Annotated in this window: 16 protein-coding genes, 1 tRNA gene and 1 riboswitch; of the genes, 2 read left to right on the forward strand and 15 right to left on the reverse strand. The window is 71.6% G+C overall.

The window, feature by feature from the left end:
* Positions 1–16: 16 nt before the first annotated feature.
* From F8568_RS18340 to F8568_RS18390, 11 genes are all read right to left on the reverse strand, one after another.
* Positions 17–1,003 (reverse strand): SDR family NAD(P)-dependent oxidoreductase, encoded by a 987-nt coding sequence (locus F8568_RS18340; RefSeq protein WP_151594765.1) that lies wholly within the window; start codon positions 1,001–1,003, stop codon positions 17–19.
* Positions 1,004–1,037: 34 nt separating this feature from the next.
* Entirely contained in the window at positions 1,038–2,261 is a 1,224-nt protein-coding gene (locus tag F8568_RS18345) for an NADH:flavin oxidoreductase (protein ID WP_328600942.1), read from the reverse strand.
* An 83-nt stretch (positions 2,262–2,344) separates the two neighbouring features.
* The gene (locus F8568_RS18350; protein WP_151594766.1) at positions 2,345–3,499 is read right to left on the reverse strand and encodes an acetyl-CoA C-acetyltransferase; all 1,155 of its coding nucleotides are present in this window, start codon (positions 3,497–3,499) and stop codon (positions 2,345–2,347) included.
* A 20-nt stretch (positions 3,500–3,519) separates the two neighbouring features.
* Positions 3,520–4,137 carry a TetR/AcrR family transcriptional regulator gene (locus F8568_RS18355; protein WP_151594767.1) on the reverse strand — a complete coding sequence of 206 codons (618 nt, stop codon included), beginning with the start codon at positions 4,135–4,137 and terminating at the stop codon, positions 3,520–3,522.
* A gap of 9 nt (positions 4,138–4,146) precedes the next feature.
* Positions 4,147–4,926, reverse strand: a complete 780-nt coding sequence (locus F8568_RS18360; RefSeq protein WP_151594768.1) for an SDR family oxidoreductase — start codon at positions 4,924–4,926, stop codon at positions 4,147–4,149.
* Positions 4,923–6,104 carry an acyl-CoA dehydrogenase family protein gene (locus F8568_RS18365; protein ID WP_151594769.1) on the reverse strand — a complete coding sequence of 394 codons (1,182 nt, stop codon included), beginning with the start codon at positions 6,102–6,104 and terminating at the stop codon, positions 4,923–4,925. Before F8568_RS18365 ends, F8568_RS18360 begins: the two co-directional genes overlap by 4 nt.
* 24 nt (positions 6,105–6,128) lie before the next feature.
* A complete protein-coding gene (locus F8568_RS18370; RefSeq protein WP_151594770.1) occupies positions 6,129–7,433 on the reverse strand; it encodes a glycosyltransferase in 1,305 nt (434 codons plus the stop codon).
* Positions 7,411–10,308, reverse strand: a complete 2,898-nt coding sequence (locus F8568_RS18375) for a bifunctional glycosyltransferase/CDP-glycerol:glycerophosphate glycerophosphotransferase (protein WP_151594771.1) — start codon at positions 10,306–10,308, stop codon at positions 7,411–7,413. The genes F8568_RS18370 and F8568_RS18375 overlap by 23 nt, the downstream gene beginning before the upstream one ends.
* A 204-nt stretch (positions 10,309–10,512) precedes the next feature.
* Positions 10,513–11,298: a CHAP domain-containing protein gene (locus tag F8568_RS18380; protein WP_236008882.1), complete on the reverse strand. Its 786-nt coding sequence runs from the start codon at positions 11,296–11,298 to the stop codon at positions 10,513–10,515.
* 12 nt (positions 11,299–11,310) lie between these two features.
* Positions 11,311–11,460: riboswitch (cyclic di-AMP (ydaO/yuaA leader) on the reverse strand.
* 481 nt (positions 11,461–11,941) lie between these two features.
* Complete coding sequence (locus F8568_RS18385; protein ID WP_328600943.1) at positions 11,942–13,798, reverse strand: PP2C family protein-serine/threonine phosphatase; 1,857 nt, start codon at positions 13,796–13,798, stop codon at positions 11,942–11,944.
* A 115-nt stretch (positions 13,799–13,913) separates the two neighbouring features.
* Positions 13,914–14,582 (reverse strand): hypothetical protein, encoded by a 669-nt coding sequence (locus F8568_RS18390; protein WP_202125112.1) that lies wholly within the window; start codon positions 14,580–14,582, stop codon positions 13,914–13,916.
* Between the two features lie 161 nt (positions 14,583–14,743).
* Here F8568_RS18390 and F8568_RS18395 point away from each other — a divergent pair.
* Positions 14,744–14,817 (forward strand) — tRNA-Pro (locus F8568_RS18395).
* A gap of 102 nt (positions 14,818–14,919) precedes the next feature.
* Here F8568_RS18395 and F8568_RS18400 read toward each other — a convergent pair.
* From F8568_RS18400 to F8568_RS18415, 4 genes are all read right to left on the reverse strand, one after another.
* Positions 14,920–16,098, reverse strand: a complete 1,179-nt coding sequence (locus F8568_RS18400; RefSeq protein WP_151594772.1) for a site-specific integrase — start codon at positions 16,096–16,098, stop codon at positions 14,920–14,922.
* Complete coding sequence (locus F8568_RS18405; protein ID WP_151594773.1) at positions 16,076–16,252, reverse strand: CopG family ribbon-helix-helix protein; 177 nt, start codon at positions 16,250–16,252, stop codon at positions 16,076–16,078. The genes F8568_RS18400 and F8568_RS18405 overlap by 23 nt, the downstream gene beginning before the upstream one ends.
* A 150-nt stretch (positions 16,253–16,402) precedes the next feature.
* Complete coding sequence (locus F8568_RS18410) at positions 16,403–16,738, reverse strand: helix-turn-helix domain-containing protein (RefSeq protein WP_151594774.1); 336 nt, start codon at positions 16,736–16,738, stop codon at positions 16,403–16,405.
* A complete protein-coding gene (locus F8568_RS18415; RefSeq protein WP_151594775.1) occupies positions 16,735–16,935 on the reverse strand; it encodes a hypothetical protein in 201 nt (66 codons plus the stop codon). Before F8568_RS18415 ends, F8568_RS18410 begins: the two co-directional genes overlap by 4 nt.
* Positions 16,936–17,103: 168 nt before the next feature.
* Here F8568_RS18415 and F8568_RS18420 point away from each other — a divergent pair, with 168 nt between their 5' ends.
* Positions 17,104–17,463 (forward strand): hypothetical protein, encoded by a 360-nt coding sequence (locus F8568_RS18420; RefSeq protein ID WP_151594776.1) that lies wholly within the window; start codon positions 17,104–17,106, stop codon positions 17,461–17,463.
* The last annotated feature ends 2 nt before the right edge of the window (positions 17,464–17,465 follow it).

The following is a 17,465-nucleotide window of genomic DNA, read 5'->3' on the forward strand; positions in this document are numbered from 1 at the left end:
CCGGCCGGCCGGCGCGCTACCCCGCGAACGCGTCGACGCCGGTCAGCTCGGCCGAGTACGCCCACAGCCGCGCGGCCTCGTCCGGGTCGGTCGCGTAGGGCCGGACGCCCGCGGGCGCGGGCGCGCCGGCCTTGCGGCCGCGCACCTCCGGCGTGCCGGCCGGGGTGGGTTCGGCGACGTCGCAGTCCATGCAGTAGACGCCGCCCATCCCCGCCAGCCGCGGCGACGTCGCCGCCCACACCGCCGTCGCGGCGCCCTGCTCCGGGGTCTTGAAGCCCTGCGCGATCTCGTTCCCGTCCTCGTCGATCCACCCGTAGGCGATCTTGTCCTCCTTCGGGATGTGCCGCTGCAGCGGCGTCAGGATGCTGCCCGGGTGGAGGGAGAACGCGCGCACGGCGTCCTTCGCGAGCGCGTCCAGGTGCACGGCGAACAGCACGTTGGCGGTCTTCGCCTGCCCGTACGCCTCCCACCGGTCGTAGCCGCGGGTGAAGTGCGGGTCGTCCCAGCGCATCCGGCCGAAGTGGTGCCCCTGCGAGGACACCGCGACGACGCGGGCGCCGGGCCGGACCGCCGGCCACAGCCGGTTCACCAGCGCGTAGTGGCCGAGGTGGTTGGTGGCGAACTGCGCCTCCCAGCCCGGCCCGACCCGCGTCTCCGGGCAGGCCATGACCCCCGCGTTGCCGATGATCATGTCGATGCCGCGGCCGGACGCCAGGAACCGGTCGGCGAAGCCCCGCACGCTCTCCAGGTCGCCGAGGTCCAGCTCGTCCACCTCGGCGCCGGCGATCCCGTCCAGCGCCTCCTTCGCGACCGCGGGACGCCGCGCCGGCACCACCACGCGGGCGCCGGCCTCGGCCAGCGCGCGGGTCGTCTCCAGTCCGAGCCCGGAGTAGCCGCCGGTCACGACGGCCAGCCGCCCGGACAGGTCGACGCCCGCCAGGACGTCGCGCGCCGTGCTCTCGAACCCGAAACCCGAATCGATCCTGCGTTGCGGAGTGATCATGTGCTCCACGCTACGAGTTGGAGCCCGCTCCAGGTCAAGCCGGGATCTCGGGGCAGTGCGTGCCGGTGTAGATCGTCGGCATGCAGCGGTTGCAGTGGATGCACAGCGACCGCGTCGCGGGGTCGGCCGCGATCCGGTTCACGAGGTCGGGCTCGCGCAGCAGCGCGCGTCCCATCGCGACGAACTGGAAGCCCTCCGCCATCGCCCTGTCCATCGTCTCGCGGCCGGTGACGCCGCCGAGCAGGATGAGCGGCAGGTCCAGCTCGGCGCGGAACCGGCGGGCATGTTCGAGGAGGAACACGTCCTTGTACGGGTAGGCGCGCAGGAACTTGTCGCCGGACATCCGGATGCCCGTCCGCAGCGGCTGCTTGAAGTTCGCGGCGAACTCCTTGACCGGCGCGCCGCCGCGGAACAGGTACATCGGGTTGAGCAGCGAGCTGCCCGCCGTCAGCTCCAGGGCGTCGACGGTGCCCTCCTCCTGCAGCCACCGGGCGACCTGCAGGCTGTCGTCGATCTCCAGCCCGCCCGGCACGCCGTCCCGCATGTTGATCTTCGCGGTGACGGCGATCCGGTCGCCGACCTCCGCGCGCACCGCGCGGGCGATGCCGAGCGCCACCTTCGCGCGGTTCTCGATCGGCCCGCCGTAGGCGTCGTCGCGCTTGTTCAGCCGCGGGCTGAGGAACGAGCTGGCCAGGTAGTTGTGCCCGAAGTGGATCTCGACGGCGTCGAAGCCCGCCTCGATCGCCAGCCGCGCCGCGCCGGCGTGGGCGCGGGTGACCCGCTCGATGTCCTCCGCCGTCGCGGGCTTGGTGAAGCGCATCCCGAGCGGGTTGAAGAACCGCCCCGCCGAGAGCGCGCGCATCTTGGTGGAGCTCGCGTCGGCGACCGGGCCGGCGTGCCCGATCTGCGCGGACACCGCCGCGCCCTCGGCGTGGACCGCGTCGGTGAGCCGCCGCAGCCCCGGGACGGCCTCCGGCCGCATGTGGATCTGCCGCCGCTCGGTGCGCCCCTCGGGCGCGACCGCGCAGTAGGCGACGGTCGTCATCGCCACTCCCCCGGCGGCCGGCCGCCGGTGGTACTCGATCAGGTCGTCGGTGACGAGGGCGTCCGGCGTCATGCCCTCGAACGTGGCGGCCTTGACGACCCGGTTCCGCAGGGTGAGGGGCCCGAGCCTCGCGCTCTCGAAAACGTCCACGACGACCTCCGATCGGGGGTTCTGCACGCTCAGTTCCGGCAGGTTGACGCCCAGCCACCTCACGGGCAGGCACGCGGAGCGAGTGCAGCGAGCGCAGCGGGCGTTCCAGGGGGTCGCCCCCCTGGGAAAACACAGCCCCCTGGGAATCACACCCTTTCGATGATGGTGACGTTGGCCTGGCCGCCGCCCTCGCACATCGTCTGGAGGCCGTAGCGGCCGCCGGTGCGCTCCAGCTCGTGCAGCAGCGTGGTCATCAGGCGGGCGCCGGTGGCGCCGAGCGGGTGGCCGAGGGCGATGGCGCCGCCGTTCGGGTTGACCTTGGCCGGGTCGGCGCCGGTCTCCTTCAGCCAGGCGAGCACGACCGGCGCGAACGCCTCGTTGATCTCGACGGCGTCGACGTCGCCGATCGTCATGCCGGTCTTCTTCAGCGCGTGCGCGGTGGCGGGGATCGGCGCGGACAGCATCCGGATCGGGTCCTCGCCGCGCGCGGAGATGTGGTGGATGCGGGCGCGCGGGGTGAGCCCGTGGTCCTTGACGGCCTGCTCGGACGCGATGAGCAGCGCGGCGGAGCCGTCGGAGATCTGCGAGGCGAGCGCGGCGGTGAGCCGGCCGCCCTCCACCAGGGTCTTCAGCCCGGCCATCTTCTCCCGGGTGGTGTCGCGGCGGGGGCCCTCGTCGGCGGTGACGCCCTCCAGCGGGACGATCTCCCGCTCGAACCGGCCCTCGTCGATCGCGCGGATGGCCCGCTGGTGCGACTCGTAGGCGAACTCCTCCATCTCCTCGCGGGAGATGTCCCAGTCGCGGGCGATCATCTCGGCGCCGTTGAACTGCGACACCTCGGCGTCGCCGTACCGTGCGGTCCAGCCCTTGGAGCCGGCGAACGGGCCCTCGGTGAAACCGAGCGGCTCGGCGGCGGTCATCGCGTACGAGATCGGGATCTGCGACATGTTCTGCACGCCGCCCGCGACGACCAGATCGGACGTCCCGGCGAGGACGGCCTGCGCGGCGAAGTGCACGGCCTGCTGGGAGGAGCCGCACTGCCGGTCGACGGTGACGCCGGGGACCTCCTCGGGCAGCCCGGCGGCGAGCCAGCAGGTGCGGGCGATGTCGCCGGCCTGCGGGCCGACGCTGTCGACGTTGCCGAACACCACGTCCTCGACGGCGGCGGGGTCGACCTTCGCGCGGTCCATCAGCGCCTTCAGCACGTGCGCGCCGAGGTCGGCGGGGTGGACGCCGGCGAGCCCGCCCTTCTTGCGGCCGACGGGGGCGCGGACCGCTTCGACGATGTAGGCCTCGGCCATGGGGGGTGTCTCCTTCGGGGCTAGCTCGCCTGGATGCCTTCGAGGACCATGGCGAGGTACTGCTTGGCGATGTCGTCGGCGGACAGCCGCCCGCCGCGCTGGTACCAGTTGGCCGCGACCCAGACGGTGTCGCGGATGAAGCGGTAGATCAGCGTCCGGTCGAGGTCGGCGCGGAAGGCGCCCTCCTCGACGCCCCGGTCCAGCAGGGACATCCACATGGTCTCGAAGCGGCGCTGCGACTCGAGCAGGTAGCGGAAGCGCTCGCTGGTGGCGAGGTGCTTGGACTCGTTCTGGTAGAGCACGACGGCGGGCCGGTGCCGGTCGATCGAGCGGAACGACTCGACGACGATGGCCTCGATCGTGTCGCGGGCGCTGAGGTCCGCCGCCAGGACGCGCTCGTAGGCCGCCCACATCTCGTCCAGGAAGGTCGACAGGATCTCGTCGGCCATCGCCTCCTTGGAGTCGAAGTGGTAGTAGAGGCTGCCGCCGAGGATGCCGGCGGCGTCGGCCACCTTCCGGACGGTGGTGGCGGAGTACCCCTGCGAGGCGAACACCTCGGCGGCGGTGGCGAGCAGTTCGGCCCGCCGTTCCGCGCGTGCGGCGGCGGTGCCCTCGGCGTCGCGCCGTCGTGGACTCATGGTCGGTTCCTAAGCGTGCTGTGAAGAGACGGAGACGACCTCCCCGGTCATGTACGAGGAGTAGTCGCTGGCCAGGAAGACGATAACGTTGGCCACCTCCCACGGCTCCGCGTAGCGGCCGAACGCCTCGCGCCGGGTCAGCTCGTCGAGCAGCTCCTCGGAGGTCACCTTGACCAGGTGGGGGTGCATGGCGAGGGACGGCGAGACGGCGTTGATCCGGACGCCGAACTCGGCGGCCTCCAGCGCGGAGCAGCGGGTGAGGGCCATCACGCCGGCCTTGGCGGCGGCGTAGTGGCACTGGCCCTTCTGCGCGCGCCAGCCGATCACCGAGGCGTTGTTGACGATGACGCCGGCGCCCTGGCCGCGCATGATGCGCAGGGCGGCGCGGGTGCAGCGCATCGTGCCGTTCAGCGTGATGTCGAGGACGCGTCCCCACTGGTCGTCGGTCATGTCGACGAGGTCGGCGGTGCCGCCGAGGCCGGCGTTGTTGACGGCGACGTCGATCCGGCCGAACCGCTCGACGCCCAGCGCGTACAGCTCCCGGACCTGCTCCTCCTCGGTGACGTCGCAGGCGAGGGAGGCGACCCGGTCGGCGCCGAACTCCTTCTCCAGCTCCTCCGCGGACGCGGCGAGGCGCCGCTCGTGCGCGTCGGAGACCAGGACGCGGGCGCCCTCCTCCAGGCAGCGGCGGGCGGTGGCGCCGCCGATCCCGGCGCCGGCCGCGGCGGTGATCACGACGGCGCGGTCCTTGAGCAGGCCGTGCCCGGGGACGTAGGGGGGCGGCGTCATCCGCGAGCCTCTCTGGGGAGGCCGAGCACGCGCTCGGCGATGATGTTGCGCTGGATCTCGTTGGATCCGGCGTAGATCGTGTCGGAGCGGGAGAACAGGAACAGCCGCTGCCAGTCGTTGAGGTCATAGGGTTCGCCATCTGCGACCATCCCGGCGGCGCCGAGGACGTCCATGGCGAGTTCGCCGAGTTCGCGGTGCCAGGTGCCCCAGACGAGCTTGGAGATCGAGGATTCGGGGCCGGGCGCGCCGGACGCGACGCCGGCCATGGTGCGCACCGCGTTCAGCCGCATGATCTCCAGCCCCGTGTAGGCGCGGGTGAGCCGGTCGCGCAGCAGCGGGTCGTCGACGGCGCCGGTGCGGCGGGCGAGGTCGAGCACGCCCTCGAACTCGCGGCGGAACCCGACCTGCTGGCCGAGGGTGGCGACGCCGCGCTCGAAGCCGAGCGTGGCCATCGCGATCTTCCAGCCCTCGCCGGGCGCGCCGACGATGTCGCGGGCGCCGGTGCGGGCCCCGTCGAAGAAGACCTCGTTGAACTCGGAGGTGCCGGTGAGCTGGACGATCGGCCGGATGTCGACGCCGTCCTGCTTCATCGGGACGAGCAGGTAGGACAGGCCGTGGTGGCGGGACGAGCCGGGCTCGGTGCGGCAGACGACGAAGCACCAGTCCGCTTCGAGGGCGTTGGACGTCCAGACCTTCTGGCCGTCGATCGTCCAGTGGTCGCCGTCGAGCGCGGCGCGGGTCTGCACGTTGGCGAGGTCGGAGCCGGCGTTGGGCTCGGAGTAGCCCTGGCACCACAGCTCCTCGACCGCGACGATCGGCGGCAGGAAGCGCGCCTTCTGCTCCTCGGTGCCGAACGCGATGAGGGTGGGTCCGAGCAGGTTCTCGCCGATGTGGCCGACGCGGGCCGGGGCGCCCGCGAGCGCGTACTCCTCGTTGAAGATCACCTGCTGCCGGACGGTGGCGCCGCGTCCGCCGTGCTCCTCGGGCCAGCCCACGCACGTCCAGCCCGCCGCGGCCATGTGCCGCTCCCAGGCCAGCCGCTCCTCGAACGCCTCGTGCTCGCGGCCGGGCCCGCCGAGCCCGCGCGCGTGCGCGAACGCGCCCGACAGGTTGGCCTCCAGCCAGCCGCGGACCTCGGCGCGGAACGCCCGGTCCGCCGGGGACTCGTTGTCGTTCACGCCCGGCACTCTACCAAACAGTTGTTAGAAAGAATCGGCCTCCAGAGCCGGTCCCACCTCGCCCGCCTGCACGGCCGGCGACACGCGCTCCGGCGCCGGCACCGCGGACCGCTCCTCGGCGGCGCGCTCGCGCACCGCCGGGAGATCGCGGTGCAGCAGGTCGAACAGCCGGTCCCAGCGGGCCAGCACCGTCTCCGGCCGGAAGCGCTGCACCGACGCGCGGGCCTCCGCGCCGAGCCGGCAGCACAGCTCCGGATCCTCGATCAGCCGTTCCAGCGCCTCGGCGAACGCGGCGGTGTCCCCCGGCCGCACGAGCAGCCCGCCCGTCTCCTCGCCCCGCTCGCCGAGCAGCATCCGCACGCCCGGCGCGCAGTCGAACGCCACCGTCGGCAGCCCGTACGCCATCGCCTCCAGCACCGACATCGGCACCCCCTCCGCGCGGGACGGCAGCACGAACACCGACGCCTCGACCATCGCCTCCTCGACGTCGGCGACGACGCCCCGGAACTCGACCGATCCGGCCGGCCCGGCGGCGGCCGCCCGCTCGCGCAGCGCGTCCTCGTCCGGCCCGGTGCCGTAGATGTGCAGCCGCCAGTCCGGATGCCGCTCGTGCACCCGCTCCCACGCCTCCAGCAGCAGGTCCACGCCCTTCTCGTAGGACAGGCGCCCCACGCAGGCGACCGCGGGCAGGTTGAGCGTCGGGTAGACGGCCGGGGTGACGTGCAGCGCGTTCGGGATGTGGTCGGCGTTCGTCATGCCGTCCCTCGCCCACGCGTCCGCGTCCTCCGGGGTCAGCGCGAGGAACCGGTCGGCGTGCGCGAAATGCCGCTTCACCCGCTGGTACCGGGACGACCTGCGGCTCGCCTCGTACGACTCGTGGCTCATGCCGATCACCCGCAGCCCCGCGGTGCCGGCCCGGCGGACCCACTCCATCGCCCACACCTGCGGCACGATCACCACGGCGCCCGGACGGGCCGCGGCGAACAACCGGGTCAGCCGCGCGGCGCCGCGCCGCTGCACGGCCGACCGCCACGCGTCGCGCCCGCGCGCCGCCGCGTTCATCCGGTCCCGCAGCCGCTCGGGGCGCCACTCCAGCACCGGCGGGCGCCACGTGTCGTGCAGGACCTCCACCCGGTAGGAGCCGTCGTGGCCGTGGTGGTGCGGGGCCGGTCCGCGGACGATCCCGACGAGGGTGACGCGGTCGCCGCGCTCGGCCAGCATCCGCGCCATGTGGTGCGCCCAGCGCTGCAGGCCCCCCATCTCGTCGACGTTGTTGCAGACGATGAAGACATCGCGCGGTGCGTGCTCAGCGGTTCCGTTGGGAACCATGGGCGCTCCTCTCTCCGAAGTAACGGTCCACGACGGTGCGCGCGGCGGTACCGCGGTCGTGCTCGCCGAACCGCTCGGCGAACGCGCGGCGCCGCGCCGCGTGCGCGGACCCGGCGGCGTCCAGGTCCGCGAGGGCGGCGATCAGCTCGTCCTCGGTCCGGGTGACCGGGCCGGGCGCGTGCTCTTCCAGGTCGAAGTAGCCGGTCTCGTGCTCGCGGTCCGCCGGCAGGTGCAGCACGATCGGCCGGTCCAGCAGCGCGAAGTCGAACATGATCGACGAGTGGTCGGTGACGAGCGCGTCGGCGAGCAGGAGCAGCAGGGTCACGTCCGCGACGTCGCCGACGTCCTGCATCGTCCGCGCCGCCGACGGCGGGAGGTTCGCCCGGCACAGGTAGTGCGGGCGGACGAGCAGGACGATCTCGTCCCCGAGCTCGCGGGCGAACCGCGCCGGGTCCACCGGCGGCTCCATCACCTTGGCCGGCCTTCCCGTCGGCCCGGTTCTGAAGGTCGGCGCGTAGAGGACGGTGCGGCGTTCGCCGTCCAGCCGGAGCGAGCGGCGCAGCGCGGCGAGCTCGGCGGCCAGTTCGGGGTCGCCGCCCACGCCGTTGACCAGCGGGTCGTTGCGCGGGTACCCGGCCGGCAGCAGCTCCGCCCGGACGCCGAGCCCCTTGGCGAGGGTCTCCGCGTCGTGCCCGGAGCGGACGAGGAAGCAGTCGAAGCGGTCCACCATCCGCGCGAGCCGGGCCCGGTCGGACGCGGGCCCGCTCTTCATCCGCGGCTGGTCCAGCCCCATCGGCTTGTACGCCGAACCGTGCCAGGTCTGGACGTAAATGGTCTCGGGGCGCTTGCGCAGGCCCTCCGGATAGCCCTGGTTGTCGATCCAGAACTCGGCCCGCGCGAGCGCGAGGTGGTAGCGCCACGAGCCCCGCCTCACCAGCCTGGCGTCGGACGGGAAGCCCTTCGCCGACGACGCGTACGACCACACCGCCTCGACCGGGCGGCCCGAGCGGCGCAGCTCCCGGTAGATGTACTTCGGGTTGTCGGAGTAGTGCAGCCCGAGATGGCTCTCGAACACCGCCAGGCCCCGGCGGACGGGCAGCCTTGTCAGGATCCGGTTGAACACCGCCGCCTTCGTCCTGCTCGACGCCAGCGTGCGGCGCATGGATCGCTCCAATCGCCGCGCACGCCGCCAGCCCGCCCGCGCCGGCGGGCTGCCCGCGACCCGCACGACCGCGGCGGCGGCGCGCCGCGTCCGCGGGTCCCCGGTCGCGAGGGCGAACGCAAGGTGCCCACCCTCCGTCACGTACGAGCGGAGGACGTCGCCCGCGAGGCGCGTCAGGCGAGGCCGGACGGGCAGCTCGACGCCGCGCAGGTCCGGGCCGCCCGGGGCGCCAGCTCCGGCCGGCTCGCCGGGCCGGGTGACCACCTCCTCGCCGTCCGCCGTCACCCGGAGCCGGACGTCCCACACCGGGTCGACGAACCCGATCGGCCGGACGCGGGCCCGCGGGTCGAACTCGGCGCGCCAGGCCAGCCGGCCGCCCTCGTGGACGATCTCGGCGGGCACCCGGGCCCGGCGGGCGCCGCGCCGCCGGTCGCCGAACTCCAGCGACGCCGCCAGCGCCGCGCCGCGCGGGATCCGGTCCAGCGGGTTCAGCACGTGCCCGGCCATGCGCGCCCGGCCGCCGCGCACCTCCAGCCGGGTCACGACGGCGGCGGGCCGCAGCTCCTCGAGCGGGCGCACGTGGAAGCCGAAGTCGGTGACGTCCAGGACGCGGCGGCCGAGGTCCCCGCGCGGCGGTCCCCCGCCCCAGTAGATCCGGCCGTCCCGCTCCGTCAGGCGGGCCCGCAGGTCCGACCGCCCGCCCGGCAGGTAGTCGGCCGCGGCCAGCGCCCCGTCCCGGTCGCCCTCCCTGACCAGGAAGGCGGCGATCGCGGCCAGCGGGTTCGCCGTCTCGAACACGACGGGGTCCAGCCCGGCCAGGTAGCCGGCCGCCAGGTCCAGGACGCGGGCCCGGTGCACCGGGTCGCGGTCCCGCAGCTCGCGCAGGTACAGCAGCAGGTCGTGGTTGACGAACTTGGCGTCCTTCGCGCGCTTCAGCACGTCCGCGCCGCGCAGCTCGAACAGCATGTCGATGCGCCGGTGGATCTCCAGCCGGTCGGCGAAGTTGGCGAGCTCGTCCCGGCGGTTGGAGATCGACGGCCTCGGCTGCCCCTCCCGCACGAGCCAGTGGTAGACCCGGTGCGGGATCAGGGCCGTGCGCGCGGCGGCCGTGTACGCCTCCGCGCTGAACAGCAGGTCCTCGTAGTGCAGCCGTTCGACGAAGCGCAGCGCGCCGTCCTCGAGGAACCCCCGGCGGTAGAGCTTGTTCGTCGACAGGGTGTCGTAGAGCAGGTCCGGGTTCTCCTCCAGCGACCCGTACACGGCACTGCGCCGGTAAAGCCACGGGTACCAGGGCCGTACCCGGCCCTTCGATCCCTTCGGCAGGTCCAGGAAGACCCGGTCGCAGAGCCCGGAGACCAGGTCGGCTCCGGTCTCCTGCGCGGCGGAGAGCAGGTTGAGGCATGCGTGCCGGTCCAGCAGGTCGTCGCTGTCGAGGAACATCACGTACCGGCCGTCCGACCGCTCGACGCCGACGTTGCGCGGCCGGCCGCAGCCTCCGGAGTTGACCGGCAGGTGCACCGCGCGGACCCGGCCGGGATGCGCCGCGGCGAGCCGGTCGGCGGCCTCGCCGGTGCCGTCGGTGCTCGCGTCGTCGACGATCAGGGTCTCGACACCGCCCAGCGACTGCGCCAGCGACGAGGCGACCGCCCGCGGCAGCCGGGCGGCGTCGTTGTAGGCGATCACCACCACGCTCACATCCGGGCGCACCCGCATGGGCATCCCCTTCCGCTACTCCGGCGTGCCAGGGATTCCTTTCCATCAAGGAGGCGGCAAGGGCCAACCCAGATCAAAAGCTGTCAATGCTTAGCATTACCCGAAAGGTCGCGGCAGACCACCCTGGAACGCCGAAGGCGCCCGATCTGTGACCGGGCGCCTCCCATCCGCAGCAATTGATCATTGTCGAGCGGGACCGGATGATCAGGACTTGGCGTAGTCCGGGTATCCGTATCCCACGACTTCGGACTTGTCGCGGATCTTCTCCTTGACGGCATTGTCGGTGTTGCCCTCGATCGTGGTGATCGTTCCGTTGCCGTTGTCCTTGACGACGAGGCCGACGTGGTCGATGTCGTCGATCCCGCCGCGGGACCCGTTCTGCCAGTCGAAGAACACGACGGCGCCGGGCTTGGCGGTGTCGCCCCAGCGGTGGCCCTTCTCGAACCACTGGGCGTGCTGGACGGTGTAGGCGTCCCAGCCCATGTTCTTCACGCCCGTCTGCGCGCTGAGCCACGACACGAACATGTCGCACCACTCGGCGCCCCGGTAGTCGCCGACGGTCCCGCCGTCGCGCCGGGCGGTCACCGCGGCGTGCCGGGTGGAGGCGTACCAGTCCGCGTACTTGGTCGAGCCGTCGCGGTTCTCGCCCTCGCCGAGCTGCGACTTCGCCAGCTTGATCACGGTGGACGCGGCGACCGTGCGGGACGCGGACCGGGCCGCCTTGCGGGAGGTGTGCTCGGACGCCGCGCCCTCGTGGCGCTGAACGGCGGCGGCCTGCGCGGGGGTCTCGGCGGACGCGGTGTCCCCGGTGAGCGGGGTGAAGATCGCGAGTCCGACCGCCCCGGCCATCACACCCGCCACGGCGACGCCCACGGCCCGGTCCTCGGGGCTCATGCGGGCGAGCGCGGCGCGGGGGGCGGCGCCGGTGAGGCGCAGCGCGCTCAGTCGGGGGGCAATGCTCTTGGTAAGACGATCGAAACGACCGGTCATGCAGGGAATCTCCTTGTCTCCCATGACGCCTACCGGGTTAGCTGACGGATTCGGGCATGGAAGAGCCCTACGGCGCGCGGACGCGCCGATTCACCCCTGGAACCTTGGGTCCCCGGCTCCGTCCGGTCGGGTGGACCTGGACGGACTCGGCCTCGCACCGCGGGACGCGGTGCCGGATATTCGGATGTATCTCAGCGACTGATCTCGAGGGGGCGCGCATCGTGTGGCGCGCGTCGCGTGCGGATTCCGCTCAGCGACCCACGGCCGCGCATGGAAGCGGCCGGCGTGCAACGCATGGAACGCGCTGCGTGATTCGTGCAAGAAGGTACCAACACCCGACGGAAAAGCAAAACAGCCACAAAAGGATCTTTTGCCTGCTCGACGCCCTTCCGACCCGCCTGCAACGGCGGCCCGCGGCCACGCCTTCCCGATCTTTCTCCGAACGCCCGGAAACCCTTGCGGCACAGGAGTTTCCCGACCCGCTCCCCGAACCCGAAAAGGTAAAATGATCAAAAGGCGGCCGGTCCCGCGAGCCCTTACCGGCAGCCGCCGCAACGGCGGCGCACATCACACCGACCGCACCGTACGGCGGTCCGTGTGTCCTAGATCACTCGAGTTCGAGACAGGCCTGACCTGGCGATCATCACTCCACGTGCAGGGCGAACATCGTGGTGTCGTCGGCCGCCCGGTCGTGCTCCATCCGCGCCAGCACCTCGTCCAGCGCCAGTTCCGGCCCCGCCGAGGACTCCCGCAGAATGCCGGTGAGCCGCTCGATCCGCTCGTCGAGATCGGTGTCCCTGCGCTCCACCAGCCCATCGGTGTAAAGGAACAGCAGATCCCCCGGATGCAGTTCCGTGGAGATCGTCGTGTACTCCCAGTCCGGCAGCGCGCCGAGCAACGGATCGCGGTAGACCTCCAGCGGCTCGGCATGCCCGTCCCGCACCAGGATCGGCGGCAGATGCCCGGCGCACGTCCATTCCATGACGCGCCGGTCCGGCCGGTAATGGCCCACGATGGCGGTGCCCGTCGCCGGCGGGTCCATGCTGCCGACCAGCTCGTTCAGCCAGCCCACCAGCTGCCCCGCCGACTCCCCCGTGCACGACAGGCCGAGCAGCCCGTTCCGGCTGCGCGCCATCGACGCCGCCGCCGGAAGGCCGTGCCCCGCCGCGTCCCCGATCGCGAACAGCGCCCGCCCGTCCGGCATCGCGCGGGTGGCGAACCAGTCTCCGCCGATCCGCGCCGTGCTCTCCGCCGCCAGCGCCCGGATCGCCACCCGCAGCCCCGGCAGCTCCCCTTCCTCCTCCTCGTCCGGCAGGATCGCCCGGCGCAGCGTCACCGCCACCTTGCGCTCCTGTGCCGTCCGCGCCTGCTGCTTGAGCATCTGCCGGCGCGTCTCCGCCAGCGCCCGCTCCACCCCGCGGCGCCGCGTGATGTCCTGCGAGACGATGTTGATCGACACCGGCAGCCCGGAGTCGTCCAGCACCGGCTCGGCGAACACCCACAGATGCCGCGGCGCGCCGTCCTTGCCGATCACCCGGTGCTCGGCCTCCACCGGCTCCCGCCGCGAGAACATCGTCTGCACGGCCTCCTCCACCAGCGGCAGGTCGTCGTCGGCGACCACCTTCGGCAGGTCGTGCGGCGCCGGCGGCACCTCGTCCGGGCCGAGGCCGTAGTTCGCCAGCATCTGCGGCGTCCAGTCCGCCTGCCCGGTGACCAGGTCCCACTCCCCGAACCCGATCAGCGCCAGCCGCTCCACCCGCTCCAGCCGCCGCACCGTGCGGTCCTCACCGGAGTGGTACCGCCAGGTGAGGCACACGCCCGTCGGCACCTGGACGCACCGCACGCTCATCCGCGACGACCGCGACAGCCCGCCCTGAACGGTCGAGTACATGATCGAGTCGCGGTCCAGGGCCGTCCCGCCCTCCAGCACCGCGACGTAGTCCTCGAACAGGCCGCTGAGCGCCGCGCCCGGATCCGTCCGCAGCAGCCGCTGCCCCGTCAGCTCCTCGGCGCCCCGCCCGAACAGGTCCCGGGCGCCCTCGTTCAGCTCGGCGTACAGGAAGTCCTGGACCTCGCCGTCCGGGCCGCGCACCGGCACCAGGTGCGCCGCGGAGTCCAGCGCCCCGTCCAGCAGGCCCCGCGCCACCGGGTCCGCGGGCAGCCCCTCGACGAGCGCGGCGTCGCCCCCGGTGTCCTCGGCGGCCAGGCGGTGCAGCAGGTCCTCGGCCTCGGACACCACGCCCCGCCGGTCGGTGCCCTCCGCGCGCGGCGGCCGCCGCCCGGCCACCACCGCGCCCTCGGCTCCGACGCCGCCGCCCTGGACGACCATCGCCGCCGCCTCCGGCAGCTCCATCTCCAGGTCACGGGCGAGCCAGATGAGGTGCTGCAGCGCCTCGCCGGGCGGCACCTTCAGCCGCCGGGCCAGCATCACCCGCGCCTCGGCCAGCACCGCGCGGTCGTGCGCCGCCCCCCGCAGGTTCTCGAGGTCCGCCGCGTGCACACCAGACGGTCCCCTCGTGCCGTCCGCTTCCGACACTCCAGTCCCCCGTTCGGCGTTTCATGCCTGGGAGAAAAAGCTACATACGTCGACGAAGGTCCGTTCGCCACCATCTTCGTTACCAGTCCGGATCTTTAACCGGCTTTTTCTTTTCGCCCCAAAAGGACCGCTTCCACTGACCTTCCGGAGACGAACCCCTACCCACCGCTGTGACCTGCATCACAGCCCTCGCGAGCGCCGTCACGCACTCCGCCGCCGCCTCGGCGGACGTCCCCTCCGGATGCAGCGTCAGCACCGCGACGACCCTGCCGCCCACCACCCCGGTCGTGTGCAGCGCGGGCCGTCCGAGCCCCAGCTCCTCCGGCGCCCGCCGCCGGTCCGGCACGTCCTCGAACCCCGACCACCCCTGCTTGACCGCCCCCGCCCCCGCGATCCCGAAGACCTGATCGAACCCGTCCGCACCCTTGTCCGCCATCCGCCCCAACTGCTCCAGCACGAACCGCCCCTCCGGCACACCCAGCGCATACCGATAGACCCGCACCACGTCGCCGGCACTGATCCCCGTGTACCCCCACCACCCTTGCATCTCCGCCGGCGGCGGCACCGTCTCCCGCAACCCGATCAGGCGCACCATCCGCTCGACGATCCCCGCACGACCCCCGCGCTCCCACAACTCGTCCGCCGCCGCGTCATCACTCGCCCTCAACAGCGCCTCGACGAGCCCCCGGTCCCGTCCCCGAACGTCCCGTCCCCGCAGGAAGTCGAGCGCCAGCAGCACCTTCACCACCGAGGCCGCCCGGAACACCTCCGCCGGCCGCCGCTCCGCGACCGCACGCCCCGCCGCGAGATCGAAGACGACCCACGAGGCCCGCACCCCCGGCGGCAACAACCCGGTACGCACGACCCTCCGGACTGCGCTAGAGTAATCACGCCCGCTCAGGCGGGCACCGGGACGTAGCGCAGTTTGGCAGCGCACTTGACTGGGGGTCAAGGGGTCGTGGGTTCAAATCCCGCCGTCCCGACAGAGAAAGACCAGGTCAGAAGGGCTTCGGAGATCATTCCGGAGCCCTTTTTCGATCTTGAAGGTCGATGGGGAGCCAAAAGGGGAGCCACCGTCACCCGACCTACGCCGACTTGCTCGGACCGAACACCGCGTCGACGGCCTCCGCGCCCTTGGTGATCACCGGCCGGAGCTGATGCCGGTAGACCTCCCCGGTGACCGCCGGCGAGGAGTGCCCGCACAGATCAGCGATCGCCTCGATAGGCAGGCCGCCGTCACTCATGATCGAGACGAACGAGTGACGCAGTTCGCGCGGCGACCAAGTCTCCCCGATCCCCGCCTTCTTGGTGATAAGCCGCAACGCCCGCCGCACGTTGGCGGCGTCCAGCGGCCTTCCGCTCGTCGAGCAGAACACCAGGCCGTTGTCCTGCCACACCTCCCCCGCTTTGAGCCGCTGCGCGGCCTGCCGCGTGTGGTGTCTGCGCAGAGCCTCCGCCGCCCGTCCAGGCAGTTCCAGCGTTCGACGCGACTTCTCGGTCTTGGTATCACCGCCGGCCCGCACGGACCGCCACACGTAGATGGCGAACCTTTCGTGGTCGAAGCCGGCCTTGACCACGGGCCGCCATTCTTCTTCGTCGACCCACGCCACGACGTGGTCCCAGCGCAGAGCCCGCGCCTCTTCGGTTCGGACGCCCGTCAGGAGGCTGAGCTCGACGTAGGCGTGCAGTCGCGATGACTTGGCCGCCGCGAGAACGGCTTGGGCCTGCTCGAGCGTTAGCGCCCGGCTCGGACGTCCGGCCAGGCCCTTGGGGGTCTTGACCAGCTCGGCCACGTTGCGCGTGACCATGTCTCGCGCCTGCGCCTGACGGATCGCGCGCTTGAGGATCGCGTGCACGAGCCGCAAGGTCCGGGTGGACAGCGAGTCGGTGAGGCCGTCGAGCCAGGTGTCCACGTCGTCCGCCTTCAGGTCGCCGAGTCGGGGCTTGCCGATCAGCGGGATGACGTGCTTGCGGGCGAGACTCCGGTAGTTGATGACCGTGTCGTCGTCGAGGCCTCTGAGTCCCTTGGCGAGCCAGTCCTCGACGGCGTCCCCGACCGTGTAGTTCACGGGAGTCTTGACCCCCGCTTCCAGGTCGGCGACTGCCTCCTTGAGCCTGTCTAGAACCTGGCTCTTGGTCCTGCCCTTCCGCTTGAGCCGCTTGCGTTTGCCGTCCGGCCCGAAGCCGAGGGCCACGGCTCCGGTATAGCCTCCTTTCTCCTGGTAGATGGTTCCTGCGTACTTACCGATCAAGATCTTGCTCAATCGATCGCTCCTCGCGTCGGTCGAGATACTCCTTGATCGCTTTCCTGATGACCCAAGACACGTCGCGTTCCTGCGACTCCGCGTACGCGGCAAGGCGCTGCTTGAACGCCATGTCCACCCGCACCGCGGGCAGGGTCGTCCTGTCTTCCGTCATGTGTGCATCTCCTCTCGTCAGTTGCGTGTGCCGAGGTGAGATCGCGCTCGTGTCGATGGAGTTATCAAGAAGCGACCCTCGGGCCCCTCGTCGGAGAGGCCCGAGACGATGCGTAGCACACCGTAGCGCAACCACTACGGAGCGCGCATGTCACTCTTCGAGTGAGGCGATGAAGTCGGCGAGTTGGCGAGCGGTGATCCGGCGGAGCCGTCCGATCTTGATGCTGCGCAGGCGGCCGGTCCGGATCAGCATGAACACCTTGTCTCGGCCGACCTGAAGAGTCTCCGCGACCTGTTTGACCGTGTAGACCTGGATCCTCTCGTCTCCTGGGATCTCTTCAGCCGCCGGTGGTTCCTCCTGAGCGATCCGGCCTCGACCCGCGTGGCCAGCACGGTCGGTTGTTTCTCGGTTTCCAGTGCCTCCGGTGTGCTCCTGAGCTTTCCGAGGTCGGCGTGGCGCGTCTTCTTGCTTGGTGTTTGCGTTCATGTGAGGCACCAGCCGGTGTCGCAGGTGCCGTCCCCGTCGTCGAAGGCGAGGGTGTCCGCGTTGGGGGTGACGTCGGCGAGGCGAGCGTTGTAGCGGGTGAGGTAGCCGAGGTCCTTACCGAGGGTGCGACGGCGCCCGTTGATGGCGGTTCCGAGGTGGCATGCCTTGGTGAACAGGTGGGGTTGGTCGCGTCGCATGTCCTGCCAGGCGGACAGGCGGTAGAAGGGGCAGGTTATTGCGAATATGTAGTGACGATCTCCGTCAGCTGGGAGGTGCTCTCCGGTGGCTCTTGACGCTCTCTTGTAGGTCGGTGACGATGATCCTTCGTGTCTCCATCTGCTTTGGGCGCGACTCACTCGGTCGAGATGACGACTCGGCAGTGGCAGGTCATCGATGCCTGCATCGATAGCGAGGTGAGCGTCGAGTCGGAGAAGGGCGACCCTCGTGGTGTCATCGACACCGGACGGGCCATCCGCCGGGCTGGCTGGGACCAGGTGGCGCATTGGACTCCGGGCGTTCCTGGGTCTGGCACCTGGCCTCCGGTTGAGCAGACCGTCATTGTGGAGCTGGCTGGTGACCTGTGGGCCCTGGTTGTCTCTGCCCTTGAACGGTGGGCGGATGTAAGCGATCGGATCGGTGAACCTGAACATGCTGGTGTCAAGCGAGCGGTCCGCTCGCTGGTGTTGACGCAGGTTGGTGAACTGCTCTCCGATGTGCCGGAGTGAGG

It is taken from the genome of Actinomadura physcomitrii, assembly GCF_008923205.2.
GTDB classification, from domain to species: Bacteria; Actinomycetota; Actinomycetes; order Streptosporangiales; family Streptosporangiaceae; genus Spirillospora; species Spirillospora physcomitrii.

Bases quoted from the DNA above. Each gene is read 5' to 3' on its own strand.
- F8568_RS18340 (WP_151594765.1), bottom strand. From the start codon at position 1,003: ATGATCACTCCGCAACGCAGGATCGATTCGGGTTTCGGGTTCGAGAGC.
- F8568_RS18350 (WP_151594766.1), bottom strand. From the start codon at position 3,499: ATGGCCGAGGCCTACATCGTCGAAGCGGTCCGCGCCCCCGTCGGCCGC.
- F8568_RS18355 (WP_151594767.1), bottom strand. From the start codon at position 4,137: ATGAGTCCACGACGGCGCGACGCCGAGGGCACCGCCGCCGCACGCGCG.
- F8568_RS18360 (WP_151594768.1), bottom strand. From the start codon at position 4,926: ATGACGCCGCCCCCCTACGTCCCCGGGCACGGCCTGCTCAAGGACCGC.
- F8568_RS18370 (WP_151594770.1), bottom strand. From the start codon at position 7,433: ATGGTTCCCAACGGAACCGCTGAGCACGCACCGCGCGATGTCTTCATC.
- F8568_RS18375 (WP_151594771.1), bottom strand. From the start codon at position 10,308: ATGCGGGTGCGCCCGGATGTGAGCGTGGTGGTGATCGCCTACAACGAC.
- F8568_RS18380 (WP_236008882.1), bottom strand. From the start codon at position 11,298: ATGACCGGTCGTTTCGATCGTCTTACCAAGAGCATTGCCCCCCGACTG.
- F8568_RS18405 (WP_151594773.1), bottom strand. From the start codon at position 16,252: ATGACGGAAGACAGGACGACCCTGCCCGCGGTGCGGGTGGACATGGCG.
- F8568_RS18410 (WP_151594774.1), bottom strand. From the start codon at position 16,738: ATGAACGCAAACACCAAGCAAGAAGACGCGCCACGCCGACCTCGGAAA.
- F8568_RS18415 (WP_151594775.1), bottom strand. From the start codon at position 16,935: ATGCGACGCGACCAACCCCACCTGTTCACCAAGGCATGCCACCTCGGA.
- F8568_RS18420 (WP_151594776.1), top strand. From the start codon at position 17,104: ATGACGACTCGGCAGTGGCAGGTCATCGATGCCTGCATCGATAGCGAG.